The 25,752-nt window shown below is 73.5% G+C and carries 22 protein-coding genes, 2 tRNA genes and 1 riboswitch; of the genes, 14 read left to right on the top strand and 10 right to left on the bottom strand.

The annotated features are described in order from the left end of the window. Nucleotides 1-127 precede the first annotated feature (127 nt). The 4 genes from IE106_RS01145 (at nucleotide 128) to IE106_RS01130 (ending at nucleotide 5,501) form a co-directional block, all read left to right on the top strand. Complete coding sequence (locus IE106_RS01145; protein WP_189529911.1) at nucleotides 128-3,133, top strand: UPF0182 family membrane protein; 3,006 nt, start codon at nucleotides 128-130, stop codon at nucleotides 3,131-3,133. A gap of 71 nt (nucleotides 3,134-3,204) precedes the next feature. After that, nucleotides 3,205-3,278, top strand: a tRNA-Met gene (locus IE106_RS01140). Between the two features lie 192 nt (nucleotides 3,279-3,470). Then, a complete protein-coding gene (locus IE106_RS01135; RefSeq protein WP_189529321.1) occupies nucleotides 3,471-5,378 on the top strand; it encodes a tetratricopeptide repeat protein in 1,908 nt (635 codons plus the stop codon). 49 nt (nucleotides 5,379-5,427) lie between these two features. Beyond that, nucleotides 5,428-5,501 (top strand) — tRNA-Met (locus tag IE106_RS01130). Nucleotides 5,502-5,657: 156 nt separating this feature from the next. On the opposite strand, the gene IE106_RS01125 is transcribed toward IE106_RS01130, so the two are convergent. Further along, nucleotides 5,658-6,074, bottom strand: a complete 417-nt coding sequence (locus tag IE106_RS01125) for a Fur family transcriptional regulator (RefSeq protein WP_189529320.1) — start codon at nucleotides 6,072-6,074, stop codon at nucleotides 5,658-5,660. Nucleotides 6,075-6,217: 143 nt separating this feature from the next. Between IE106_RS01125 and IE106_RS01120 the strand changes: the two genes are divergently transcribed. Further along, on the top strand, nucleotides 6,218-7,669 hold the full coding sequence (locus tag IE106_RS01120) for a catalase (RefSeq protein WP_189529319.1): 1,452 nt from the start codon (nucleotides 6,218-6,220) through the stop codon (nucleotides 7,667-7,669). Between the two features lie 89 nt (nucleotides 7,670-7,758). Here the strand turns inward: IE106_RS01120 and IE106_RS01115 are convergent, their stop codons facing one another. The 5 genes from IE106_RS01115 to IE106_RS01095 all read right to left on the bottom strand — a co-directional run bounded on the left by IE106_RS01115 (nucleotide 7,759) and on the right by IE106_RS01095 (nucleotide 12,400). Continuing rightward, nucleotides 7,759-8,163 carry a CBS domain-containing protein gene (locus IE106_RS01115; protein ID WP_189529318.1) on the bottom strand — a complete coding sequence of 135 codons (405 nt, stop codon included), beginning with the start codon at nucleotides 8,161-8,163 and terminating at the stop codon, nucleotides 7,759-7,761. A gap of 170 nt (nucleotides 8,164-8,333) precedes the next feature. Next, entirely contained in the window at nucleotides 8,334-9,137 is an 804-nt protein-coding gene (gene hisN / locus IE106_RS01110; RefSeq protein ID WP_189529317.1) for a histidinol-phosphatase, read from the bottom strand. 168 nt (nucleotides 9,138-9,305) lie between these two features. After that, the gene (gene rsgA, locus IE106_RS01105; RefSeq protein ID WP_189529316.1) at nucleotides 9,306-10,316 is read right to left on the bottom strand and encodes a ribosome small subunit-dependent GTPase A; all 1,011 of its coding nucleotides are present in this window, start codon (nucleotides 10,314-10,316) and stop codon (nucleotides 9,306-9,308) included. Between the two features lie 5 nt (nucleotides 10,317-10,321). Beyond that, nucleotides 10,322-11,668 (bottom strand): 3-phosphoshikimate 1-carboxyvinyltransferase, encoded by a 1,347-nt coding sequence (aroA, locus tag IE106_RS01100; protein WP_189529315.1) that lies wholly within the window; start codon nucleotides 11,666-11,668, stop codon nucleotides 10,322-10,324. Between the two features lie 27 nt (nucleotides 11,669-11,695). After that, complete coding sequence (locus IE106_RS01095) at nucleotides 11,696-12,400, bottom strand: M50 family metallopeptidase (RefSeq protein ID WP_189529314.1); 705 nt, start codon at nucleotides 12,398-12,400, stop codon at nucleotides 11,696-11,698. A gap of 49 nt (nucleotides 12,401-12,449) precedes the next feature. On the opposite strand from IE106_RS01095, the gene IE106_RS01090 reads away from it, so the two are divergent. From IE106_RS01090 to IE106_RS01050, 9 genes are all read left to right on the top strand, one after another. After that, nucleotides 12,450-13,265, top strand: coding sequence for an SOS response-associated peptidase (locus IE106_RS01090; protein ID WP_189529313.1), 816 nt, complete (start codon nucleotides 12,450-12,452; stop codon nucleotides 13,263-13,265). A gap of 34 nt (nucleotides 13,266-13,299) precedes the next feature. Next, the gene (locus IE106_RS01085; protein WP_189529312.1) at nucleotides 13,300-13,950 is read left to right on the top strand and encodes an alpha/beta hydrolase family protein; all 651 of its coding nucleotides are present in this window, start codon (nucleotides 13,300-13,302) and stop codon (nucleotides 13,948-13,950) included. A 254-nt stretch (nucleotides 13,951-14,204) separates the two neighbouring features. Beyond that, a complete protein-coding gene (locus IE106_RS01080) occupies nucleotides 14,205-14,861 on the top strand; it encodes a sigma-70 family RNA polymerase sigma factor (protein ID WP_189529910.1) in 657 nt (218 codons plus the stop codon). Further along, nucleotides 14,858-15,157 (top strand): mycothiol system anti-sigma-R factor, encoded by a 300-nt coding sequence (gene rsrA, locus IE106_RS01075; protein ID WP_189529311.1) that lies wholly within the window; start codon nucleotides 14,858-14,860, stop codon nucleotides 15,155-15,157. The genes IE106_RS01080 and rsrA overlap by 4 nt, the downstream gene beginning before the upstream one ends. 185 nt (nucleotides 15,158-15,342) lie before the next feature. Next, entirely contained in the window at nucleotides 15,343-16,821 is a 1,479-nt protein-coding gene (locus tag IE106_RS01070; protein WP_189529310.1) for an HD-GYP domain-containing protein, read from the top strand. Next, the gene (locus IE106_RS01065; RefSeq protein WP_229839911.1) at nucleotides 16,818-18,020 is read left to right on the top strand and encodes an HD-GYP domain-containing protein; all 1,203 of its coding nucleotides are present in this window, start codon (nucleotides 16,818-16,820) and stop codon (nucleotides 18,018-18,020) included. The genes IE106_RS01070 and IE106_RS01065 overlap by 4 nt, the downstream gene beginning before the upstream one ends. Nucleotides 18,021-18,117: 97 nt before the next feature. Further along, nucleotides 18,118-19,098, top strand: a complete 981-nt coding sequence (locus IE106_RS01060) for a tetratricopeptide repeat protein (RefSeq protein WP_189529907.1) — start codon at nucleotides 18,118-18,120, stop codon at nucleotides 19,096-19,098. A 74-nt stretch (nucleotides 19,099-19,172) separates the two neighbouring features. Then, nucleotides 19,173-19,823 (top strand): peptide deformylase, encoded by a 651-nt coding sequence (def, locus tag IE106_RS01055; RefSeq protein ID WP_189529309.1) that lies wholly within the window; start codon nucleotides 19,173-19,175, stop codon nucleotides 19,821-19,823. 171 nt (nucleotides 19,824-19,994) lie between these two features. Further along, on the top strand, nucleotides 19,995-20,732 hold the full coding sequence (locus IE106_RS01050; protein WP_189529308.1) for a D-Ala-D-Ala carboxypeptidase family metallohydrolase: 738 nt from the start codon (nucleotides 19,995-19,997) through the stop codon (nucleotides 20,730-20,732). Between the two features lie 72 nt (nucleotides 20,733-20,804). On the opposite strand, the gene IE106_RS01045 is transcribed toward IE106_RS01050, so the two are convergent. The 4 genes from IE106_RS01045 to IE106_RS01030 form a co-directional block, all read right to left on the bottom strand. Further along, nucleotides 20,805-21,821, bottom strand: a complete 1,017-nt coding sequence (locus IE106_RS01045) for a ribonucleotide-diphosphate reductase subunit beta (RefSeq protein ID WP_189529307.1) — start codon at nucleotides 21,819-21,821, stop codon at nucleotides 20,805-20,807. Then, complete coding sequence (locus IE106_RS01040) at nucleotides 21,821-24,169, bottom strand: ribonucleoside-diphosphate reductase subunit alpha (protein WP_189529306.1); 2,349 nt, start codon at nucleotides 24,167-24,169, stop codon at nucleotides 21,821-21,823. Before IE106_RS01040 ends, IE106_RS01045 begins: the two co-directional genes overlap by 1 nt. A 143-nt stretch (nucleotides 24,170-24,312) precedes the next feature. Continuing rightward, nucleotides 24,313-24,443: riboswitch (cobalamin riboswitch) on the bottom strand. Nucleotides 24,444-24,479: 36 nt separating this feature from the next. Next, on the bottom strand, nucleotides 24,480-25,022 hold the full coding sequence (locus IE106_RS01035; protein ID WP_189529305.1) for a GNAT family N-acetyltransferase: 543 nt from the start codon (nucleotides 25,020-25,022) through the stop codon (nucleotides 24,480-24,482). A 19-nt stretch (nucleotides 25,023-25,041) separates the two neighbouring features. Next, the gene (locus tag IE106_RS01030; RefSeq protein WP_189529304.1) at nucleotides 25,042-25,671 is read right to left on the bottom strand and encodes a hypothetical protein; all 630 of its coding nucleotides are present in this window, start codon (nucleotides 25,669-25,671) and stop codon (nucleotides 25,042-25,044) included. Nucleotides 25,672-25,752 lie beyond the last annotated feature (81 nt).

Below are 25,752 nucleotides of genomic sequence, written 5' to 3'. Positions count from 1 at the left end.
CCGAAGACGGGAACCAGGTAAAGCTTCAGTAAGTTGCATCAGTAGGGCCCGCGAAGAACCGGGGCCGCAGCACCGAACAAGCAGCACACACGACCGCGAACTCGAGGGGCGCACGTTGGCTTTCCAGATGCCGGACCGCGGCGGAGGCCCGACCGGGCCACGGATCAGAGTCGGCCGGCCGTCCCGGCGGGCCCGCACCCTGCTCATGACGCTGGGGGTGCTGGCCGTCCTGGCCATGCTCTTCGTCATGTTCGCCGGGTTCTGGACGGACTGGCTCTGGTACCGGTCCGTCGAGTACTCCTCCGTCTTCACCACCACCCTGTGGACCAAGGTCGGCATGTTCGCCGTCTTCGGTCTCCTGATGGGCCTCGCCGTCGGGCTGAACATCTGGCTCGCGCACCGGCTGCGGCCTCCGCTGAGCGCGATGTCGCTGGAGCAGCAGAGCCTCGACCGGTACCGCATGGGCGTGGCCCCGTACAAGAAGTGGGTGCTCCTCTCGATCACGGCGCTCGTCGGCCTGATCGCCGGAGCGTCCGCCTCCGGCCAGTGGCGCACCTGGCTCATGTGGGTCAACGGCGTGCCCTTCGGTGAGAAGGACCCGCAGTTCCGGATGGACGTCGCGTTCTACGCGTTCGACCTGCCCTGGTACCGGTTCCTGCTCGGCTTCGGCTTCGCGGCCACGGTGCTGTCGCTGATCGCCGCGGCCCTCACGCACTACCTGTACGGCGGGCTGCGCGTCACCAGCCCGGGCGCGCGCGCCACCGCCGCGGCCACGGGCCACCTGTCGGTGCTGCTCGGCGTCTTCGTGTCGCTGAAGGCCGTCGCGTACTGGCTCGACCGGTACGGCCTGGCGGTGAAGTCCAGCGACTTCAAGGCGGCGGGCAACTGGACGGGCCTGCGGTACGTCGACGCCAACGCCTACCTGCCGGCGAAGACGATCCTCTTCTGCATCGCGGTCATCTGCGCCCTGCTGTTCTTCGCGACGCTGTGGCGCCGCACCTGGCAGCTGCCGGTCATCGGCTTCGGCCTGATGGTCCTGTCGGCGATCCTGATCGGCGGCCTCTACCCGGCGATCGTGCAGAAGTTCCAGGTCCAGCCGAACGAGCAGGCCAAGGAAGCGCCGTACATCAAGAAGAACATCGAGGCGACGCGCAAGGCGTACGCGATCGACGGGACGATCCCCGAGAACTACTCGGGCAAGGCGACCGTCAAGTCGAAGGAACAGCTGCGCCGGGACTCGGACAACGCGGCCAGCTACCGGCTCGTCGACCCGAACATCGTCTCGCCGACGTTCCAGCAGCTGGAGCAGAAGCGGAAGTACTACCAGTTCCCCGTCACGCTCGACGTCGACCGGTACGCGGGCAAGGACACCGTCATCGGCCTGCGCGAGCTGAACATCAAGGGCATCCCGAAGCGGAACTGGATCAACGACCACTTCACCTACACCCACGGCTACGGCGCGATCATGGCCACGGGCACGTCGGTGGACGCCACGGGCTCCCCGGTCTTCACGGTGAGCGGCCTGCCGACCACCGGCCAGACCCGCCCGTACGAGCAGCGGATCTACTACGGCGAGAAGACCGAGCAGTACTCGATCGTCGGCGGCCCGCAGAAGGAGCTCGACTACGAGGCGAACGGCGAGCGGACCACCAGCTACCGCGGCGACAGCGGCGTCAGCCTGTCCAACGCCTTCAACCGCGCCGCGTACGCCGTGGCCTTCAGCGAGCCGCAGATCCTCTACTCGGGGGCCATCGGCGAGGGCTCGCGCATCCTGTACAACCGCACGCCCAAGGAGCGCGTGGAGGCGGTCGCCCCGTGGCTGACCATCGACGGCGACGCCTACCCGGCGGTCGTCGAGGGCCGCATCCAGTGGATCGTCGACGCCTACACGACGACGAACGGCTACCCCTACGCGTCGCGCACGACCCTCGGTGACACCACCACGGACTCGCTGACCGCCGGCAACCAGACCCGCGCGGTCGTCGCCCAGCAGAACCAGGTCAACTACATCCGCAACTCCGTGAAGGCCACCGTCGACGCGTACGACGGCTCGGTGAAGCTGTACCAGTGGGACACCGAGGACCCGGTCCTGAAGACCTGGATGAAGGCGTTCCCCGGCACGGTGCAGCCCAAGAGCGCCATCGAGGGCGAGCTGAAGTCCCACCTGCGGTACCCGCAGGACATGTTCAAGGTCCAGCGCGAGCTGCTGACCCGGTACCACGTGCGCGACGCCGCCCAGTTCTACAGCGGCTCCGACGCCTGGCAGGTGCCGGCCGACCCGACGAAGAAGGACGGCAACGCGGTCCCGCCGTACTACCTGAGCCTGAAGATGCCCGGGGACACCGAGCAGCGGTTCTCGCTGACGACGACGTTCACCCCGAACGGGCGGCCCAACCTGGGCGGGTTCATGGCCGTCGACGCCGACGCGAACAGCAAGGACTACGGCCGCATAAGGCTGCTGAGGGTCACGTCCGAGGTGCCGGGCCCCGCCCAGGTGCAGAGCAAGCTCAACAGCCTCCCCGACGTGGCGACGTTCGTCCGCGACATGAAGGGCGCCGACTCGGAGATCGAGTACGGCAACCTGCTCACCGTGCCGCTGGACGGCGGGTTCCTGTACGTCGAGCCGGTCTACGCCCAGGGCCGCAGCGCGCTCTACCCGCTGCTGAAGAAGGTGGCGGTGTCGTACATCGACGCGAGCAAGCCAGAGGGCGACGCCACGAAGGACACCACGAGGTTCGAGGACAGCCTCGGGGCGGCGCTCAACGCGGTGTTCGGCGTGGAGGGCGAGTCGCCCACCACCCCGCCGCCGTCGACGACCCCGCAGCCGCCGAGGCCGCCGGCCACCGGCGAGGCCGCGCTCAAGCAGGCCATCGCGGACGCCCAGAAGGCGTTCACGGACGGTGAGGCGGCGCTCAAGAAGGGCGACTGGGAGGCGTACGGCAAGGCGCAGCAGGCGCTCGCGGAGGCGCTCCGGCAGGCCGCCGAGGCCGACGCCCAGCGCAAGGCCACCGACCAGAAGCCGCCCCAGGACCCGGCCGCCCGGAGCGGCCCCGCCCGGGGCACGGCCCCGAGCGCCACTCCGAGCGCCGCCCCGAGCGCCAGTCCGGGGACCGCCCGGGGCGGTACCGGCTGACCGGGCGCGGCCCCCGCCGAGGGGGCCGCGGAACGCCCCTCCCGCGCCGTGGTACGGTGGACACACAACGGCGCGGGGTGGAGCAGCTCGGTAGCTCGCTGGGCTCATAACCCAGAGGTCGCAGGTTCAAATCCTGTCCCCGCTACTGAAAGCCAGGGCCCGGATCCTTCGAGGATCCGGGCCCTGGTCATGTGTACGGCCCGAAAGCCGTGTCCCATGGGGGGAGTTGGCGCGTGACGTGTTTGACTTATCTCTCTGTGGGCATGTCGACAAAACGCTGAAGTGACCTCACTGGCTGCGATATACCAGGTGTAGGCAGGCCGCGGGTGGTGCGACGATGAAATGCATGGGGGACAGGGCGACGCTGTTGGAGACTGGGCGGTTCGAGCGACAGCACGCCGAAGGGGCCGCGGAGGCGATCGACCACGCCGACGCCGCACCGGAGACCACGGGGGGATGGAACGCCGCCGCGATGGACGCCGCGATGGACTTCGCGGAGGCCACCGCCGACACCGTCGAGACCGAGGCGCGGCACCGCAGTGCCGCCGACGGCGGGGACACCGCGTCGATGAGCGTCCTCGGGGCCATGCTGCTGCGCCGCGGCGACCTGGACGGCGCCGAGCCCTACCTGCGCGCCGCCACCGCGGCCGGCGACCGCGCCGCCGCCAACAACCTGGGCGTCCTCCTGCACCAGCGCGGCTACCCCGACGAGGCCGCCGGCTGGTGGCGCGTCGCCGCCGTCGCCGGCTCCGCCGCCGCGGCCCACGCCCTCGGCCGCCACCACCGGGAGCGCGGCGACGAGCCCGCCGCCGAGTACTGGCTGCGCCAGTCCGCCGAGCAGGGCCACGCCCTCGGCGCGTACGCCCTCGCCGACCTCATGGAGCACCGCGGCGACGCCGGCGCCGAGCGCTGGCTGCGCGTCGCCGCCGAGCAGGGCCACCGCGAGGCCGCGTACCGGCTCGCCCGCGCCCTGGAGCGGCGGGCCGACCAGAGCGGGGCCGACACCCGTACGGGTGAGGCGCAGCCGGCCGGCGACACCGACGACAGCGTCGAGCAGTGGTACCGGCAGGCCGCCGCGCGCGGCCACCGCAGGGCCGCGCTGCACCTGGGCGCGATCCTGGAGAAGCGCGGGGAGGTGAAGGAGGCCGGCCGCTGGTACCTGACGGCGGCGAAGGACGGCGAGCCGCGCGCCGCCTGCGCCCTCGGCTTCCTCCTGCGCGACGCGGGCGACGAGGAGAGCGCCGCCGTGTGGTGGCTGCGCGCGGCCCAGGACGGCGACGGCAACGCCGCCAACGCGCTGGGCGCCCTGCACGCCGCCCGCGGCGAGTACCAGACCGCCGAGCGCTGGTACCGCGCCGCCACGGACGCGGGCGACGTGAACGGCTCCTACAACCTCGGCCTGCTGTTCGCCGCCCAGGGCCGCACCGCCCAGGCCGAGCAGTGGTACCGGCGCGCCGCCTACGCCGGCCACCGCGAGGCGGCGAACGCCCTGGCGATCCTCCTGCTCCAGGCGGGCGACCCGCACGGGGCGGAGCCGTGGTTCTCCAAGGCCGCCGAGGCGGGCAGCGTCGACGCCGCGTTCAACCTCGGCATCCTCTACGCGGGCCGCGACGACGACCGTACGGCGCTCGACTGGTACGAGCGGGCCGCGGCGGCCGGGCACACCGAGGCCGCCCTCCAGGTCGGCATGGCCCGGCTCCGCGACGGCGACGAGCAGGAGGCCGAGCGGCACCTGCGGTGCGCTGCCGGCAGCGGCAGCGCCGAGGCGGCGTTCCGGCTGGCCACCGTCCTCGACGCGCGGCAGCCGGCGCCCGAGCCGCACACGCTCGGCCAGCCGCAGACGCCGAAGAGCGAGTGCGAGGAGTGGTACGAGCGGGCCGCCGAGCAGGGCCACCGCCGCGCCCAGGTGCGGGTCGGGATGCTCGCCGCCGCGCGCGGCGACGTGGCGGAGGCGGCCCGCTGGTACCGGGAGGCCGCCGAGGCCGGCAGCCGCAACGGCGCGTTCAACCTGGGGCTGCTGCTCGCCCGCGAGGGGAACGAGCGGGAGGCCGCCCTGTGGTGGAGCCGTGCCGCCCGGGCCGGCCACGGGCGGGCCGCCCTGCGCCTGGCGCTGCTCGCTGCCCGGCGCGGCGAGCTGGCCGAGGGGCGGCGGTGGTGCGCCCGCGCCGAGGAGCTCGGCCCGACCGAGGTCGCCGAGCGGGCGGCCCGGCTGAGCGAGGCCCTGCACCACGAGCTGACGGCGTAGTGACGAATTTGCGCTGGTCCGCGGGGTCCCGTAAGGTGGTGTTCACCGACGCGGGGTGGAGCAGCTCGGTAGCTCGCTGGGCTCATAACCCAGAGGTCGCAGGTTCAAATCCTGTCCCCGCTACTGAAACCGAAGGCCGGATCCCAGGATCCGGCCTTCGGCGTTTTCCGGCTCCCCGCACGCGGGCCGCGGGCGCGGAGCACGCGGAGGCGGCGGCCCGCGATGACGGAGAGCCCCCGGCGCGTCACGCGCCGGGGGCTCTCCGGGGTCTTCCGCGGGTCAGGCGCCCGCGCAGTTCGGGCAGACGCCGCGGTAGGTGACCTCCACGTCGGAGATCGCGAAGCCGAAGCGCTCCGAGTCCGGGAGGTCCGACAGGGGGTTGCCCGTCGGATGGACGTCGCGGATCGCGCCGCAGCGCGCGCAGACCAGGTGGTGGTGCGGGCGGTGCGCGTTCGGGTCGTACCGCTTGGCGCGGCGGTCCGTGGACACCTCGAGGATCTCGCCCAGACTGACCAGCTCGCCCAGTGTGTTGTACACGGTCGCGCGGGAGATCTCGGGCAGTCGCTCGGCCGCGCGGGCGTGGACCTCGTCGGCGGTCAGATGGACATGATCTCCGTCGAGGACCTCGGCCACGACGCGGCGCTGCGCGGTCATCCGCCAGCCGCGGCCGCGCAGGCGTTCCAACAGGTCACTCATGCAGTTCAGCCTAACAGGCGGGGGACTCAGTCCCGAACGGGTGTGGCTTTGGATGCGGGCTTGACTTAGACAATGTCCATTGTAAGATCGGGAACGGCTTTGGCCAAGGGACAGGACTTGTTGCTGACACGCAGGAGGCGCACGTGACGCAGGGACCGCTCACCACGGAGGCCGGCGCGCCGGTCGCCGACAACCAGAACAGCGAGACTGCGGGCATCGGCGGCCCGGTTCTGGTCCAGGACCAGCTCCTGCTGGAGAAGCTCGCGCACTTCAACCGGGAGCGCATCCCGGAGCGCGTGGTCCACGCGCGCGGTGCGGGCGCCTACGGCACGTTCACCGTGACCGCCGACGTGACGCCGTACACGCGGGCGCACTTCCTCTCCGAGATCGGCAAGGAGACCGAGGTCTTCCTGCGCTTCTCGACCGTCGCGGGCAACCTCGGCGCGGCGGACGCGGTGCGCGACCCGCGCGGCTTCGCGCTGAAGTTCTACACCGAGGAGGGCAACTACGACCTCGTCGGCAACAACACCCCGGTGTTCTTCATCAGGGACGCCATCAAGTTCCCCGACTTCATCCACACCCAGAAGCGCGACCCGTACACGGGCTCGCAGGAGGCGGACAACGTCTGGGACTTCTGGAGCCTGTCCCCGGAGTCCACGCACCAGGTGACGTGGCTGTTCGGCGACCGCGGCATCCCGGCCAGCTACCGCCACATGGACGGCTTCGGCTCGCACACGTTCCAGTGGAACAACGAGGCCGGCGAGGTCTTCTGGGTCAAGTACCACTTCAAGACCGACCAGGGCATCAAGAACCTCACCCAGGCCGAGGCCAACAAGCTCGCCGGTGAGGACCCCGACTCCCACCAGCGCGACCTGCGCCAGTCGATCGAGCGCGGCGAGTACCCGACGTGGACGGTGGGCGTGCAGATCATGCCGGCCGCCGACGCCGCGACGTACCGCTTCAACCCGTTCGACCTGACCAAGGTGTGGCCGCACGCCGACTACCCGGTCATCGAGTTCGGCAAGCTGGAGCTGAACCGCAACCCGGAGAACATCTTCGCCGAGGTCGAGCAGTCGATCTTCTCCCCGGCGCACTTCGTGCCCGGCATCGGCCCGTCCCCCGACAAGATGCTCCAGGGCCGCCTCTTCGGGTACGGCGACGCCCACCGCTACCGCGTCGGCATCAACGCCGACCACCTGCCGGTGAACCGCCCGCACGCCACCGAGGCGCGCACCAACAGCCGTGACGGCTACCTGTACGACGGCCGCCACAAGGGCGCCAAGAACTACGAGCCGAACAGCTTCGGCGGCCCGCAGCAGACCGGCCGTCCGCTGTGGCAGCCGCTCCCGGTGACCGGCGCGACCGGCGACCACCCGGCGCCCCTCCACGCCGAGGACAACGACTTCGTCCAGGCGGGCAACCTCTACCGGCTGATGACGGAGGAGGAGAAGAACCGCCTGATCGAGAACCTGGCCGGCTCGATATCCCAGGTGTCGCGCGAGGACATCGCCGAGCGCGCGATCAACAACTTCCGTCAGGCCGACGGAGACTTCGGCAAGCGGCTGGAGGCCGCGGTCCAGGCCCTGCGCGGCTGACAGCACTGGACCGCTTGTCGTAGGCGGAGGGCCGGCTTCCCGTGGGGGAGCCGGCCCTCCGGCGCGTCCGGCCGCGTGCGGGCCCCCCGTCAGCCCGCGGCCAGCGCCACCGCGGCCCGGCGCGCCGGGGCCCAGCAGCGGAGGATGTCGCGGACGGAGACGACCCCGACCGGCCCCCGCCCGTCGAGGACGACCAGGTGCCGGAAGCCGCCGTGGGCCATGGCCTCGGCCGCCTCCTCCAGCGTCCAGCCCGGGGCCGCGAACACCACGTCGGTGGTCGTGTGCGCCCCGGCGGTCTCCCGGTCGGGGTCCTGCCCGGCGCCCAGGGAGTTGAGGACGTCGCGCTCGGTGAGGATGCCGAGGTGGTGGGTGTCGTGGTCGAGGACGACGGCCGAGCCGACGCGGCGCGCCGACATCAGCGTCGCCGCCTGGCGCAGCGTGTGGGCGGGGCCGATGGTGAGGACCAGGGAGCTCATGGCGTCACGGACGAGCATGGGGGAGCCACCTCCTTGGGGAACCCTTCCGCGAGAAAGGATTCACAAGTGCACAAGCGGGGGCTCCAGAGTGGCAGCGCGAGGAGGTCCCGACAAGGGGCCCGGCGAGCACACGACAAGGGGCCCGCCGGGCACGCGGCAGGGCCCCGCCGATCCGGGGCGAAGGGCCCTCAGTCCCGCGTGCCCAGGTACGCCAGCAGCTCGTCGTGCAGCAGGCCGTTCGACGCCGCCGCGTCGCCGCCGTGCGGGCCCTCCCGGCCGTCCAGCCCGGTGAACGTCCCGCCGGCCTCCTGGACCACGATCGCGTTCGCCGCCATGTCCCACAGCGACAGCTCCGGCTCGGCGCAGACGTCCACCGCGCCCTCCGCGACCAGCATGTACGGCCAGAAGTCACCGTACGCGCGGGTGCGCCAGCACGCCCGGGACAGGTCCAGGAAACCGTCCAGGCGGCCCCGCTCCTCCCAGCCGGTCAGCGACGAGTACGCGAACGAGGCGTCCGCCATCCGCGCCACCTTCGACACCCGGATGCGCGTCGCCGACGCGAGGTCGCGGCCCGTGTACGCGCCCAGGCCCTTCGCCGCCCACCAGCGGCGCCCCAGCGCCGGGGCCGACACGACCCCGACCACCGGCTGGTAGCCCCCCTCGTCGTCGGCCTCCATCAGCGCGATCAGCGTCGCCCAGACCGGTACGCCGCGCACGTAGTTCTTGGTGCCGTCGATCGGGTCGATCACCCAGCGGCGCGGACCGGTGCCCTCCACGCCGTACTCCTCGCCCAGGACCGCGTCATCCGGCCGCGCCCGCCGGAGGTGGCCGCGGATCAGCTCCTCGGCGGCCCGGTCCGCCTCGCTGACCGGAGTCATGTCCGGCTTCGTCTCCACCTTGAGGTCCAGGGCCTGGAACCGGCCCATCGTGGCGGTGTCCGCGGCGTCCGCCAGCGCGTGGGCGAGGCGCAGGTCATCGTGGTAGTCGGCCATGCGCCCGACTCTATCCCGAGCCCCCGCGGCGGCACTTGACCGCACCGGGCCCCGTGCGGCCGCCCCGGCGGCCCGACCCGAAGCCGCCCGGCGCGGACACCGCGAACACCGCGGGCGTCGGCCGCGTGGAGCCGTGCGGCGGCCTCGGACCGGCCCGGGACGGGCGGATCAGTCGCCCTCGTGCCGCTCCCGCGTCGCCAGCAGGCGCCGCAGCGAGTAGAGCCGCGCCGTGTCCGCGCGCCCCTCCTCGACCCACGCGTCCAGCGCGCAGTCCGGCTCGTCGTGGCTGCACGCGCGCGGACAGCCCTCCGTGCCCGGCTCCAGGTCCGGGAACGCGTGGATCACGCGCGACGGGTCGACGTGGTTCAGCCCGAACGACCGCACGCCGGGCGTGTCGATCACCCAGCCCCCGGCGCCCGCCAGCGGCAGCGCCAGCGCCGACGTCGTGGTGTGCCGGCCGCGGCCCGTCACCGCGTTGACGTGGCCCGTCGACCGGCGCCGCTCCTCCGGCACCAGCGCGTTCACCAGCGTCGTCTTGCCCACGCCCGAATGCCCCACGAACGCCGTGGTGCGGCCCGTCAGGTGCTCCCGCACCCGGTCGGCCGCGCCCCCGTCGTACAGCTCCTCGCGGTTCGTCACGACGTACGGGATGTCCAGCGCGCCGTACAGCTCCAGCAGCTTCTCGGGCGGGGCCAGGTCCGACTTGGTCATCACCAGCAGCGGCTCCAGGCCGCCGTCGAACGCCGCGACCAGGCACCGGTCGACCAGCCGCGGCCGGGGCTCCGGGTCCGCGAGGGCCGTCACGATGGCCAGCTGGTCGGCGTTGGCCACCACCACCCGCTCGTACGGGTCGTCGTCGTCCGCCGTGCGGCGCAGCACCGACGAGCGCTCCCCGATCCGCACGATCCGGGCCAGCGTGTCCTTGTTCCCCGACAGGTCGCCGACGAGCGAGACCCGGTCACCGACCACCGCCGCCTTGCGGCCCAGCTCCCGCGCCTTCATGGCCGTGATCGTGCGGTCCCCCACGAGGCAGGTGATCCGGCCGCGGTCCACGGTGAGGACCATGCCCTCCGCGGCGTCCTCGTGCTTGGGGCGGATGCTGGTGCGGGGGCGGTTCCCCTTGCGGTTGGGGCGGACGCGGATGTCGTCCTCGTCGGCGTTCCTGCCGTAGCGGCGCATGTCGTTCAGGCCTCGATCGCGAGCATCTCGGTCCACATCTGGGGGAAGTCGGGCAGGGTCTTGGCGGTCGTCGCCACGTTCTCCACGCGTACCCCCTCGACCGCGAGGCCGATCAGGGCGCCGGCCGTCGCCATCCGGTGGTCGTGGTACGTGTGGAACACGCCGCCGCGCAGCGGGCGGGGCCGGATGCGCAGACCGTCCTCGGTCTCCGTGACGTCGCCGCCCAGCGCGTTGATCTCCCGGGTGAGCGCCGCCAGCCGGTCCGTCTCGTGGAGCCGCAGGTGCGCCACGCCGCGCAGCGTCGAGGGGGAGTCCGCCAGCGCCGCGACGGCCGCGATGCCCGGGGTCAGCTCGCCGACCTCGCCGAGGTCCACGTCGATGCCGTGGATCCGACCCGAACCGGTGAAGGTGAGACCGGCGTCCGTCAGCTCGCAGGAACCACCCATCTCGGTGAAGATCTCCCGCAGCGCGTCGCCGGGCTGCGTCGTCCGCGCGGGCCAGTCGGGGATCGTGACCCGGCCGCCCGTCACCAGCGCGGCCGCCAGGAACGGCTGCGCGTTCGACAGGTCGGGCTCGATCACCAGGTCGCGGCCGAGCAGCGCCGACGGGGAGACCCGCCACACGTTCGGCTCGCCGCCCGTCTCCGGCTCGTCGACCTGCGCGCCCACCGCGCGCAGCATGTCGACGGTCATCCGGATGTGCGGCATCGACGGCAGCCGCGGCCCCGTGTGCCGCACCTCCACGCCCTGGTTGAAGCGGGGCGCCGACAGCAGCAGCGCGCTGACGAACTGCGACGACGACGAGGCGTCGATGTCGACCTTCCCGCCGTCCAGGGCGCCCCCGCCGTGCACCGTCATCGGCAGCGCGCCCCGCCCGCCGTCGTCGATCCGGGCGCCCAGCAGGCGCAGGGCGTCGATCACGCCGTGCAGCGGCCGCTCGTGGGAGCGGGCGTCGCCGTCGAAGTGGACCGGGCCGTCCGCCAGCGCCGCCACCGGCGGCAGGAACCGCATGACCGTGCCCGCGTTGCCCACGTCGACGGAGGCCGGGCCGTGCAGCCCCGCCGGGATCACGCGCCAGGCCTCACCGCGCCCGTCCGGGGTGCCCGGGGCGGTCGAGCTGGACGACACCGTCTCCTCGATGCCGACGCCCAGCGCGCGCAGCGCCTCCGCCATCAGCAGCGTGTCCCGCGACCGCAGCGGGCGGCGCAGCCAGCCCGGCTCGGAGGCGAGGGCGGCCAGTACCAGGGCGCGGTTCGTGACCGACTTGGAGCCGGGCACGGAAACGGTCGCGTCGACCGCGCCGCTCGCGTGCGGGGCGGGCCAGAGGTCGAGGTGCGCGGGGGTATCGGTCATGCCCCTCACTTTAGTGGGCCGGGCAGGTCACAGACCGAGCAGCCAGCGGCCTCCGCCGATCAGCGAGGACAGCGAGACGGTGTGGAAGAAGAACATCCACACCGCCGCCGGAGCGTGCGTGAGCCGGGCGAGCTGGTCGGCGTCGGAGTCCCGCGCCTCCCCCCGCCGCCGCTTCGCCCCCAGCTCGAACACCGGCCGCACCCCGCCCAGCAGCAGGAACCACACCGCGCCGTACGCGAACGCCGCCTGCACCTGCGGCTCCGTCAGCCACGACACCAGCAGGAACGCCCCGCCCGCCACCACGACGCTCAGCACCCCGTAGGCGTTGCGGACCATCACCAGCATCGCGATCAGCAGCGCCGTCGCCCCCCACAGCAGCAACGTGATCCGGTGGTCCGCCAGCAGCCACGCCCCGCCCAGCCCCAGCAGCGACGGCGCCGTGTACCCGGCGGCCGCCGTGAGGATCATCCCGAGGCCGGTCGGCCTGCCCCGGCTCACGGTCAGCCCGCTGGTGTCCGAGTGCAGCCGGATCGCCTCCAGCCGCCGCCCGGTGACCAGCGCCACCAGGCCGTGGCCGCCCTCGTGGGCGATCGTCACCGCGCCCCGCGCCGTCCGCCACAGCACCCCCACCGCGGTCACCAGCAGCGCGGCCGCGGCGGTCACGAGGACCAGCCACAGAGCGGGCGCGGGCTGGGTGCCCAGGACGTCGTCAAGGATCTTCGTGGTGGCCATGGGGCGAACGGCTCCTCGGGGGACACGGGGACGTGGCAGGCTTGACGGTATGTGCGGACGTTACGCGGCCAGCCGGAAGCCCGAGGACCTCGCCGGGATCTTCGGAGTGGAGAAGTGGGAGCCCGAGGAGGCCCTGGAGCCCGACTGGAACGTCGCCCCGACCAAAGAGGTGTACGCGGTACTCGACCGCCCCCTGAAGGACGCCGCCACGCCCCGTCCGGTTCGCCAGCTGCGCACCCTGAAGTGGGGACTCGTGCCCTCCTGGGCGAAGACCCCCGAGGGCGCGGCCCGGATGATCAACGCCCGGGCCGAGACCGTCCACGAGAAGCCCTCCTACCGCCGCGCCTTCGCCTCGCGCCGCTGCATCATCCCCGCCGACGGCTACTACGAGTGGGTCACCGGCGGTGACGAGCGGCGGCTGGAGGTCGAGGGCGGGAAGAAGCGGCCCCGCAAGCAGCCCTACTTCGTCACGCCCGCCGACGGCTCCGTCCTCGCGATGGCCGGCCTGTACGAGTTCTGGCGCGACCCGACGCTGCCCCCCGACCACCCGGGCGCCTGGTGGGCGACCTGCTCGGTGATCACCACCGAGGCCGAGAAGGACCCCCTCGGCGTCGCCCCCGCCGAGGGCCCTCGCAGCCTCGCCGACATCCACCCGCGGATGCCGCTCGCGCTCACCGAGGACCGCTGGGACGCCTGGCTGGACCCGGCCCGCACCGACACCGACGACCTGCGCGCCCTCCTCGCCCCGCCGCCCGGCGGGCTGATGCGGGCGTACCCGGTCGCCACCGCCGTCAGCAACGTCCGCAACAACGGGCCCGAGCTCGTGACGGAACTCGACGCGCCCGAGGAGAGCACCCTCTTCTGACCGCTGCCCGCCCCGGCCGCGCGAGGATGGCCCCGTGACACAGACCGAGACCATCCCCACGGGCGCCGGCGACGCCCGGATCACCTGGTACCCCGCCGGGCCCGGCGCCCGGTTCGTCGTCGCCCTCGGCCACGGGGCCGGGGGCGGGATCGAGGCCCGCGACCTCCAGGCCCTCGCCGCGCACCTGCCGCGCGCCGCCGCGGCCACCGTCGCCCTCGTCGAGCAGCCCTGGCGCGTCGCCGGCAGGAAGCTCGCGCCCGCCCCGAAGACCCTGGACGCCGCCTGGCGCGACCTGTGGCCCGCCCTGCGCGCGCCCGGCCTGCCCGTCGTCGCCGGAGGGCGCAGCGCCGGGGCCCGCGTCGCCTGCCGCACCGCCCGCGACCTGGACGCCCACGCCGTGCTCGCCCTGGCGTTCCCGCTGCACCCGCCGGGCCGGCCCGAGAAGTCCCGCGCCGACGAGCTGCCGGGCGGCGGCCTGCCCACGCTCGTCGTCCAGGGCGGCAACGACTCCTTCGGGAAGCCCGCCGAGTTCCCCCGCGGCGGCCACCGGGTCGTGGAGGTCCCGTGGGCCGACCACTCCTTCGCCGTACCGAAGCGGGCCGCCACCACCCAGGAGGACGCCCTCAGGACGGTCGCCGACGGGGTCGCGGCATGGCTCGGGGGCCTTCGGACCGACCGGGAATGAGGAATGGGGACCCGCTGTTGTCCTGACCGTCGGTGAACGACATCAGGCCAGGAGAGGGAGTCCGTCGCATGGGTTCGACCATCTGCCCGAACCGGTCGCGCGCCACTGAGCTGGACTGGACGGTGCTGTCCGGGCCGAGGACCGGCTCCGTGCGGGTGACGGGCGAGGGAAATCGACAAGGACGGTCGGCGGGTGGTCGACTATTCTCCGATTCGAGCGGGTCCGCACTCGGTCTCGCCGCGGCGCTGGAGGAGGTGGGTCCGGTCACTGGGACCGACAGGGGGTCCGTCGAAGGCCCCGAGGAGACGGACGGCGAGCGCAACGCGCGCTTCGAGCGGGACGCCCTCGGCTACCTCGACCAGATGTACTCGGCCGCCCTGCGGATGACGCGGAACCCGGCGGACGCCGAGGACCTGGTGCAGGAGACGTTCGCCAAGGCGTACGGCTCGTTCCACCAGTTCCGCGAGGGCACCAACCTGAAGGCGTGGCTGTACCGCATCCTCACCAACACCTTCATCAACTCGTACCGCAAGAAGCAGCGCGAGCCCCAGCGCAGCGCGGCCGAGGAGATCGAGGACTGGCAGCTCGCCCGCGCCGAGTCGCACATGTCGACCGGTCTGCGCTCGGCCGAGTCCCAGGCGCTGGACCACCTTCCCGACTCCGATGTGAAGGCCGCCCTCCAGGCGATCCCGGAGGAGTTCCGCATCGCCGTGTACCTGGCCGATGTCGAGGGCTTTGCCTACAAGGAGATCGCGGACATCATGGGTACACCCATCGGCACGGTGATGTCCCGGCTCCACCGTGGGCGCCGCCAGCTGCGCGGCATGCTCGAGGACTACGCCCGCGAACGCGGGCTGGTTCCCGCGGGCGCCGGGGAGTCGACGAACGACCGGAAAGGCTCGGGCTCATGAGCTGCGGAGAGCCGCACGAGACGGACTGCTCGGAGGTCCTGGACCACCTCTACGAGTTCCTCGACCGCGAGATGCCCGACAGTGACTGCACCAAGTTCGAGACGCACTTCGAGGAGTGCTCCCCGTGCCTGGAGAAGTACGGGCTCGAACAGGCCGTGAAGAAGCTCGTCAAGCGGTGCTGCGGGCACGACGACGTACCGAGCGACCTGCGCGCGAAGGTCATGGGGCGGATCGAGATGATCCGGTCCGGGGACACCGTCCCCGACCAGGACGTCTCCGCCGCCACCCAGGAGTAACGGCACGGCATCCGAAGGACGGGGCGCCGCCGCGGGACACACCGCGGCGGCGCCCCGTTCCGCGTGTGCTTCACCCGAAGGTGCTAATCGGTTCCGTCCCGCCGCCCCCGGCGCACCCGCTCGTTAGCCTGCCAGCCAGTCGCTCGGTCCGAGCGAACGGAGGGCGAACGGAAGACGGAGGAGTCGTGGCGGGCATTCCGGGAGCCGCGCACGCGTACATCGCCTGCGCGGTGCTGGGCGCCGCCGCCTGCACGCTCCCGGCGCTCGCCGCCGGGTCCGCGACCCCGTGGGGCGCCGTGGCGCTCCTGGCGGGGCTCTACGCGTTCTGCGAGTCCCCGGCCCGCTGCCGGCTCACCGCCGGGGCGGCGGGGCGCGTCACCGGCCGGCCCGCCGACGGCCGTCCGGGCCGGGCCGCCGACGGCGCGCCGCCCGTCCCCGCCGGGTGCTACTTCCCCGTCCTCCTCGCCGCCGCGCTCCTGCTGCCACCCGCCGCCGCCGCCCTCGCCGCCGTACCCGGGGCGCTGCTCGGCCCCACCGGGGACCGGCCCCCCGCCCGCCCCCGGCGCGTCTGGCGGGCCGCGCGGCTCGCCCTCGCCGTCTGGGCCGCCGCCCGGACCGCCGCCCTCCTCGGCGGGCCCGCCGCCGTCGGCCCGTCCCCCGACCTGCCCTACGCGCTGCTCCCCGCGGCCGCGGCCGTCCTGGTGTTCTGCGCGGTCCTGACCCTCCTCGACGGCGGCATCCTCGCCACCGCCGAACGCGTGCCGCCGCGCGACGCCTGGCGGGGCCTGCTGGGCCGGTCCCTCGCCGTGCACGCCGCGCACGGGCTGGTCGGGCTGATGACGGCCCTGCTGTGGCGCAGCCCGTACGGCTGGCCCGCCGCGCTGTTCGCCCTGCTGCCGATGTACGTCACCTGCTGGGCGCACACCCAGTACCACCGCGAGCGCGCCGCCCACCAGGCGACGATCCGGGCCCTCGTCCAGGCCGTCGACCTGAAGGACACGTACACGCGCGGGCACAGCGAACGCGTCGGCCGCGCCTCCGTCATGATCGGCCGCGAGCTCGGCATGGACGAGGACCGGCTGGAGGTCCTGCGCTTCGCCGGCACGCTCCACGACGTGGGCAAGATCGGCGTCCCCACACGGGTGCTGCGCAAGGACGGCCCGCTGACCCGGGAGGAGCGGCGGATCATCGAGCTGCACCCGGAGTACGGGCACGAGATGGTGCGCGGCATCGGCTTCCTCGGCGAGGCGCGCGCCGCGATCCTCCACCACCACGAGCGCCTCGACGGCAAGGGCTACCCGTACGGCCTCCAGGGCGCCGAGATCCCGGAGCTGGCGCGGGTGGTCGCGGTGGCCGACGCGTTCGACGCGATGACCTCCACCCGCTCCTACAGCCGCGCCCGCCCCGTCCCCACCGCCCTGGCCGAACTGGCCCGCTGCGCCGGCACCCAGTTCGACCCGGCCATGGTCGACGCCCTCACCCGGGCCCTCGCCCGGCACGGCTGGCAGACGGCCGTGACCTCCGACGAACCCCTCCCGCCCCCCGCCCCGGCGGCGCCCCCGGCGCCCGGGCCCGCCCGCGAAGGGCCGCCGGAGTCCGGCGCCGCCGGTGACGGGGTGGGCTCGGGGCCGGCGCGCGGACCGTCCCGGAGGAGCGGGCGGTGAGCGTGCCGTGCGCGGTGGCGTGGGTGTGGGGGTGCGCCCTCGGGGTGGTGGCCGGGGGAGTGGCCTGGACCCTCCGGGACGGCGTCCACCAGCCCGGGGCGGCCCTCGCCTTCGGGACGCTGATCGCCTTCGGCGGGCTCGCCCGGTGGCACACCGGGCCCGGCGAACGAGAACCCGCCCCGCTCGGCGCCGCCGGGGCGCTCGCCTACGCCCTCGTCCCCGCCGGGCACGGCGTCCCGCAGGTCGTCGCCGTCGCCGTGACGGGCGCGCTGGCCGGGGCCGTCCCGCACGTCGCGCGCGGCCGCGGCCCCGACCCGGACTACATGGCCCGCCGGGTGCTCACCCTCGCCTTCGTCGCCGTCTGCGCCGGCCCCCTGCACACCGTCCCGGACCCCGGCCGTATACCGCTCCTGCTGCTCCTCCTCGTCCTGACCGCGCTGTGCGACGCCGTCCTGGCGGCCCTCCTCCTGCACGCCCGCACCGGCCACCCCTACACGCCCCTCCTCCACGACGAGCTGCGGGCCCTGCCCGGCATCGGGTCCGCCGTCCGCGCCACCGGCGCCGTGATGGCCCTCGCGGTGACCGTCGCCGGGCTGTGGGCGCTCCCCGTGGTGTGCGTACCGCTGCTCCTCACCCAACTGGCCTTCCGCCGCTACGCCGCCGTCCGCCGCACCTACCGGCAGACCATCGCGTCCCTGGCCCGGGCTACCGAGGTCGCCGGCTACACCCCGCCCGGCCACGCCCACCGGGTCGCCGCCCTCAGCCGGGCCGTCGGGCGGGAACTGGGCCTGTCGGGGGAGGAGCTGACCGTCCTGGAGTACGCGGCGCTCATGCACGACATCGGCCAGCTGTCCCTCGTCGACCCGGTGCCCGAGGGCGCCACCGCCCCGCTGCCCGCCGCGGAGCAGCGCCGCATCGCCCTGCTCGGCGGCGCCGTGGCCCGCCAGACCGGCGTCCCCGCGGCCGTCGCCGTCGTCGTGGAGCGGCAGGCCGACCCGTACCGGGAGCAGCCCCTCGCCGCCCGGATCGTCCGTGCCGTCAACGCGTACGACGACCTGTCCGGGGAAACCGCCCAGGGGGCGCTCCGGGCGCTGGAGCACCTCCGCCTCGGGACCGCGCGGGACTACCACCCCGCGGTGGTGGAATCCCTCGTCAGGGTCGTCGCCCGCGGCGGCGTCGAGGGGCCGGTGCCGGGGTAACCCATGGGTAATGAGCGGGCGTGCGACCGGGCATGGTTGGATGCCAACGAGAGGGTGTCCGGGGGCAGTGACCTTCAGCGACCGGCAGGCGGGAATCGTGAGGATCTTCGGGAAGGTACGGCATCGGCCCTCCGCCTCGTGGCGGCAGGCCACCGACCGCGCGTTCACGCTGATCGGGGACGGGCGGTACGAGGACGCGGGCGCGCTGCTGACGCGCGCCGCCGATCTGGAGCCCTGGCTCTCCGAGTCCTGGTTCAACCTGGCGCTGCTGCACAAGTTCCGGCACGACTGGGAACAGGCCCGCGCCGCCGGACTGCGGGCGGTCGCCCTGCTGGACCGGGAGACCGGGACGCCCGACTGGTGGAACGTCGGCATCGCCGCCACCGCCCTCCAGGACTGGCCCCTCGCCCGGCGGGCCTGGCAGGCGTACGGGCTGAAGGTGCCCGCGGGGGACACCCCCGGCGGGGAGCCGACCGGCATGGAGCTGGGCAGCGCCGCCGTACGGCTGTCGCCGGAGGGCGAGGCCGAGGTGGTGTGGGGCCGCAGGCTCGACCCGGCCCGGATCGAGGTCCTGTCGATCCCGCTGCCGTCGTCCGGACGCCGCTGGGGCGAGGTCGTCCTCCACGACGGGGTGCCCAACGGCGAGCGGACCACCGTGTCCGGCCACAGCTTCCCCGTCTTCGACGAGATCGAGCTGTGGGCGCCGTCGCCCGTACCGACCTGGGTGGTGCTCCTGGAGGCCGCGACCGAGGCCGACCGGGACGACCTGGAGCGGCTCGCGGCCGACGCCGGGTTCGCCGCCGAGGACTGGTCGTCGTCCGTACGGCTGCTGTGCCGCTCCTGCTCCGAGTCGCGGATGCCCAGCGCCGAGGGCGACGGCGAACACCTCGACCCGCACGACCACAGCGAACCCGGCCACCCGGGCCCGCTCGGCCACCGCACCGCCGGCGACCTGTGGGTGCCGGAACGGGAGTGCGGCATCGCCGCGCCGGCCGGGCTGGTGCGCGGACTGCTGGACGGCTGGGTCGCCGACAGCCCCGACAGCCGGGAATGGCGGGATCTGGAGGAAGTCTGCTGATCCCCCTCATCCCGGGCCCGTAGGCTGTACGGGCACATCGCAACGGGTACTTCAGGGAAGGCGCGAAACCGGACATGGCGCAGCAGGAGACGGACCAGCAGGGCTTCGACGCCCTCCCCGTGGACGACGAGGGCTTCGTCGTCGACACGGAGAACTGCGAGGAGCGCGAGCAGGCGTACCGCGCGCGCGGCACGTCGCGCCCCATCACGGTCGTCGGCAACCCGGTGCTGCACAAGGAGTGCAAGGACGTCACCGCGTTCGACGACGAGCTGGCCCGACTGGTCGACGACATGTTCGCCAGCCAGCGCACCGCCGAGGGCGTGGGCCTCGCGGCCAACCAGATCGGCGTCGACCTGAAGGTCTTCGTCTACGACTGCCCCGACGACGAGGGCGTGCGCCACGTCGGCGTCGTCTGCAACCCGGTCCTGGAGGAGCTGCCGCCCGAGCGTCGCGCCCTGGACGACTCCAACGAGGGCTGCCTGTCCGTCCCCACCGCCTACGCCTCGCTGGCCCGCCCCGACTACACGGTCGTGCGCGGCCAGGACGTGAAGGGCAACCCCATCGCGGTCCGCGGAACGGGCTACTTCGCCCGCTGCCTCCAGCACGAGACGGACCACCTGTACGGCTACCTGTACATCGACCGCCTGTCGAAGCGGGACCGCAAGGACGCCCTGCGCCAGATGGCGGAGGGGACGCCGCGTTACCCGGTCGTCCCGAACGAGTAGGTCCTCGGCGCCGGCCTCCGGACACGGGCGCGCCCCGTGGGCGGGGGCCGTCGGCGTCTCTTCACCGTTCCGTCATCGGGCGGACAAATGGCGGTGGCGCGGGGGCTGTTGACGCGCGTTGAACGTCCCGCCAGTCTCTCCCGTACACCGTTCTCACGGCAGGGAGACGCAATGCTGAGACGCACGGCACGCCTTCTGTTGTCCATGGTCATGGCCGCCGTCGCCGGCCTCGCCGGGGTCGTGGCCACGGCCGGGCCCGCCCAGGCCGACGACTGCTACACCTGGTCCCGCACCCTGTCGCAGGGTGCGACCGGATCCGACGTCACCCAGCTCCAGATCCGGGTCTCCGGATACCCGGGCTACGGCGGGGTCCTCGCCGTCGACGGCTCGTACGGGCCGGCGACCACCGCCGCCGTCAAGCGCTTCCAGGCCGCCTACGGACTCACCGCCGACGGCGTCGCCGGACCCGCGACCTTCAGCAAGATCTACGCGCTCCAGGACAGCGACTGCACCCCGGTGCACTTCGAATACGCCGAGCTCAACCGCTGCAACTCCACCTGGTCCGGCGGCGCCGTGAGCGCGACCACCGCCAAGGCCAACGCGCTGCGCACCATGTGGAAGCTGGAGGCCCTGCGGCACGCCCTGGGCGACCAGCCGGTCACGGTGACCAGCGGCTTCCGCTCGGTGAGCTGCAACGACGCGGTCGGCGGCGCGTCCGACAGCCGCCACCTGTACGGCGACGCGGCCGACCTCGGCGCCGGCCCGCACTCGCTGTGCAAGCTGGCCCAGCAGGCCCGCAACCACGGCTTCAACGGCATCCTCGGCCCCGGCTACCCGGGCCACAACGACCACACGCACCTCGACCACCGGTCCAGCCGGTACTGGTCGGCGCCCAGCTGCGGCATCTGACCGACGCGGCGGCGGCCCGCACCACCTCCACGCGGGAGGGGTGCGGGCCGCCGCACGCCGGGAACGGACCGGTCAGAAGTCCTCGTCCAGGTCCACCGAACCCTCGACGGCGACCTGGTACGCCGACGGGCGCCGCTCGAAGAAGTTCGTCAGCTCCTGGACGCCCTGCAGCTCCATGAACGCGAACGGGTTCTCCGAGCCGTACACCGGGGCGAAGCCCAGCCGCGTCAGGCGCTGGTCGGCGACGCACTCCAGGTAGGCGCGCATCGACTCGGTGTTCATGCCCGGCAGGCCCTCGCCGCACAGGTCGCGGGCGAACTGCAGCTCGGCCTCCACGGCCTCCGCCAACATGTCCGCGACCTGCCGGCCCAGCTCGTCGTCGAACAGGTCCGGCTCCTCCTTGCGGACCGTGTCGACGACGTCGAAGGCGAAGCTCATGTGCATCGTCTCGTCGCGGAACACCCAGTTGGTGCCGGTCGCCAGGCCGTGCAGCAGACCGCGCGAGCGGAACCAGTAGACGTACGCGAAGGCGCCGTAGAAGAACAGGCCCTCGATGCACGCGGCGAAGCAGATCAGGTTCAGCAGGAAGCGGCGCCGGTCGGCCTTCGTCTCCAGCCGCTCCAGCTTCTCCACCGAGTCCATCCACCGGAAGCAGAACGCGGCCTTCTCGCGGATGGACGGGATGTTCTCGACGGCGGCGAACGCGGCGGCGCGGTCGTCCGGGTCGGGCAGGTAGGTGTCGAGCAGCGTCAGGTAGAACTGGACGTGCACGGCCTCCTCGAACAGCTGGCGCGACAGGTACAGGCGCGCCTCCGGCGAGTTGATGTGCCGGTACAGCGTCAGGACCAGGTTGTTCGCGACGATCGAGTCGCCCGTCGCGAAGAACGCCACGAGCCGCCCGATCAGGTGCTGCTCACCGGGCGTCAGCTTCGCCAGGTCCGCGACGTCCGAGTGGAGGTCGACCTCCTCGACGGTCCAGGTGTTCTTGATGGCGTCCCGGTAGCGCTCGTAGAAGTCCGGGTAGCGCATGGGGCGCAGGGTCAGCTCGAAGCCGGGGTCCAGGAGGTTGGTGTTACGGGTGGTGCTCATTACTGGCAGGCCTCGCAGGACTCGGGGTTCTCAAGGGAGCAGGCGACGGCGTCGGGCTCGGACACCTGCTGGACGGGCACGGGGGTCGCGGACGCGGCGCGGGCGATCCGCGTCGCGGGGCGGGAGCGCAGGTAGTACGTGGTCTTCAGGCCCTGCTTCCAGGCGTACGCGTACATCGACGACAGCTTGCCGATGGTCGGCGTCTCCAGGAACAGGTTCAGCGACTGCGACTGGTCCAGGAACGGCGTCCGGGCGGCGGCCATGTCGATCAGGCCGCGCTGCGGGATCTCCCACGCGGTCCGGTACAGCGCGCGCACCTCGGCCGGCACCCAGGTGAAGCCCTGCACCGAGCCGTTCGACTCGCGCAGCGCCTCGCGGGTCTGCGCGTCCCACACGCCGAGCTTCTTCAGGTCGTCCACCAGGTACGAGTTGACCTGGAGGAACTCGCCGGACAGCGTCTCGCGCTTGAACAGGTTGGAGACCTGCGGCTCGATGCACTCGTAGACGCCCGCGATGGACGCGATCGTCGCGGTCGGGGCGATCGCCAGGAGCAGCGAGTTGCGCAGGCCGACGGAGGCGACGCGCTCGCGCAGCGCCGCCCACCGCTCCGGCCAGGTCAGCTCCACGTCGTAGTGGTCCGGGTGCAGCACGCCGCGCGCGGTGCGGGTCTTGTCCCAGGCGGGCAGCGGGCCGCTGCGCTCGGCCAGGTCGGCGGACGCCTCGTACGCGGCGAGCATGATCCGCTCGGCGATCCGCGTCGACAGGGCGCGCGCCTCGGGCGAGTCGAACGGCAGCCGCAGCTTGAAGAAGACGTCCTGGAGGCCCATCGCGCCCAGGCCCACCGGCCGCCAGCGGGCGTTGGACCGGCCGGCCTGCTCGGTCGGGTAGAAGTTGATGTCGACGACCCGGTCGAGGAACGTCACCGCGGTGCGGACCGTCTCGTCCAGCCGCTCCCAGTCGATGCCGTCGCCGACCACGAACGCGCCCAGGTTCACCGAGCCCAGGTTGCAGACCGCGGTCTCCCCGTCGTCCGTGACCTCCAGGATCTCGGTGCACAGGTTCGAGGAGTGGACCGTGTGGCCCGGCTCGGCGGTCTGGTTGGCGGTGCGGTTCGCGGCGTCCTTGAACGTCATCCAGCCGTTGCCGGTCTGTGCGAGGGTCCGCATCATCCGGCCGTACAGGTCGCGGGCCGGCATCGTCTTGCGGGCCAGGCCCCGCGCCTCGGCGGCGCGGTACGCGGCGTCGAACTCCTCGCCCCACAGGTCGACCAGCTCGGGCACGTCCGACGGGGAGAACAGCGACCACTCGGCGTCGGCGTTGACGCGGCGCATGAACTCGTCCGGGACCCAGTGCGCCAGGTTCAGGTTGTGGGTGCGGCGGGCGTCCTCGCCGGTGTTGTCGCGGAGCTCCAGGAACTCCTCGATGTCGGCGTGCCAGGTCTCCAGGTAGACCGCGGCGGCGCCCTTGCGGCGGCCGCCCTGGTTGACGGCGGCGACCGACGCGTCGAGCGTCTTCAGGAACGGGACGATGCCGTTGGAGTGGCCGTTGGTGCCGCGGATCAGCGAACCGCGGGCGCGGATCCGGGAGTACGACAGGCCGATGCCGCCCGCGTGCTTCGACAGCCGCGCCACCTGGTGGTAGCGGTCGTAGATGGAGTCCAGCTCGTCCTGCGGGGAGTCCAGCAGGTAGCAGGAGGACATCTGCGGGTGGCGGGTGCCGGAGTTGAACAGGGTGGGGGAGGAGGGCAGGTAGTCGAGCCGGCTCATCAGCCCGTACAGCGCCTCGACCTCGCCGAGGGCGCGCGTGGTGTCGTCCTCCGCCAGGCCGCAGGCGACGCGGAGCAGGAACTGCTGCGGGGTCTCGACCACCTTGCGGGTGATCGGGTGGCGCAGCAGGTAGCGGGAGTAGAGGGTGCGCAGGCCGAAGTAGCCGAAGCGGTCGTCGGCCGCCGGGTCGGTCACCGCGTCCAGCCGGTCGGCGTGGCGGGCGACGAAGTCGGCGGTCCGGTCGGCGATGAGCCCCTCGCGGTGGCCGACGGCGACCGACGCCGAGAACGACACCGCGCCCTGGCCGGCGGCCTCGACGGTGATCGTGCGGGCCAGCAGCCGGGCGGCGAGCCGGGAGTACGCCGGGTCCTCGGCGATCAGACCGGCCGCGGCCTCGGTGGCGAGCTCCTGGAGTTCGGCCTCGTCCGACCCGGCGTGCCGGCCGCGCAGGGCGGCGGCGGCGACCCGGCCGGGGTCGGCGTCGGGAAGGTCCGCGGTGAGGTCGGTCAGGGTCCGCAGCAACGCGGTCCCGGGAGCGTCGGCTTCGGTGGCTGAGGCCGGATCCGCTGGCGCGATGGTCACGTGGGGGCTCTCCCTCGCTCGGCTCGGGGCCACGCGCGCGGCGGCGGGGAGCGGACGCACCTCACCCCTGGGCACGGGGCGTGCGTGACCGCGTCCACCGGCCCACTCCGCGAGGCCCGGACGTCTGGGCACCCGGGCCGGACGGTCCGGGCGCGCCGTCGGCAGGTCGTCGGACTTTCGGGGTACGCGAAGGGCACACCGGTACACCGTTGCGGGACAGTTCCGGACTCGCACCGGATTCCCCTGCTGCGACAGCGAGGACGAGCATACATGTGGGGGGCGCGGGATGAGGCACCCCCCACATGTTGTGTCAGAGTGTCAGCTCGTACGCGAGGAGGCGCACGCCCGGGACGGGCTCCCAGTCCCGCTGCGGGGCCCTGGCGAAGCCCATCCGGTCGTACAGCCGCCGGGCGGCGACGGCCTGGGGGATGACCGACAGGACGAGCCGGACGCAGCCGCCGGCGGCGCGCGCCCGGTCGGCGCACGCCTGTACGAGCGCTTCGCCCACGCCCCGTCCGCGCGCCGCGCCGGACACGGTGAGCACCCGGAACTCGGCCTCGTCCGGTCCCGCGATGTCCGCCCACGGGCTGTCGCCGGACGGGACGAACGTCACGCCGCCGAGGAGGGTGCCGTCCGGGTCGACGGCGACGAGCACCTTGGCCTCCGTGGCCCGCCGCGCCACGTCGCGCAGCACGTCGAGGTAGGGGTCGTCGGCCCCGCGCGTGAGCAGCCCCCCGTCGAGGTAGGCGCGGGCGCTGAGCTCGCCCAGGGCGTGGTGCTCGGCGGGGCGTACGGGGCGGATGGCGAAGCCGGTGGCGTCCGATGCGACTGGTGGGGTCCAAGTGGCGTTCATGGAGACCAGTGTGGCGGGATCAGCCGCTCGCGCCCACGTCGTTTCGGGGCGCCCCGTCGCCCGCGGGCGGCAGGTCGCCGCGCTCGACGGGCTCGCCCGCGCCGGGCCCGCGCTCGGGCAGGACCGCGTCCAACTCCGCGTCGGAGGCGCGGTGCGCCCGCTCGGCGGCGCCCCGCAGGGTGGCGCGGTCGACGGCGCCGGTGTCGGCGCTGACCCGGATGCGCAGCCCGTCCTCGGCGCGCACGTACTCGTGGGAGCCGCCCGCGGCGCGGTACCAGCCCCCGCCGTCCTTCTCGCAGGGCGCCTCGGCGGGGCCGCCGGCGCCGGTGGCGGAGGTGAGGGGGAGGGCGGGGCAGCTCGCCGGGTCGACCCGGCCGCGCTCGACGGAGAGGGTGATCGTGCCGCCGCCCCCGGAGACGTACGCGGCGGAGAAGCCGTCGTCGCCGAGGACCCCCACGGACTGCTCGGCCAGGTCGAAGCCGTCCGCCTCCGTCACGTACACGTGCTCGGGCCGGGTCTGCAGGGCGGCGGCGCGGGCCTCCAGTTCGGCCCGGTCGGGCACCTCGGCGCCGGCTGTCCGGGTGCCGCAGGCGGCGAGGAGGAACGGCAGGGACAGGGCGACCGACGGCAGGGCGAGGCGACGTCTCATGCGCCCCATCCTCGCCCACCCGCCCCGGGGCGCGGGAAGGGCCCCCGCACCGCCCCTGCCGGGGTGGTGCGGGGGCCCTCG

It is taken from the genome of Streptomyces roseolilacinus, assembly GCF_014649335.1.
GTDB classification, from domain to species: Bacteria; Actinomycetota; Actinomycetes; order Streptomycetales; family Streptomycetaceae; genus Streptomyces; species Streptomyces roseolilacinus.
Note: the sequence above shows the minus strand (reverse complement) of the source record. Positions and strands in the feature narration are given on the sequence as shown.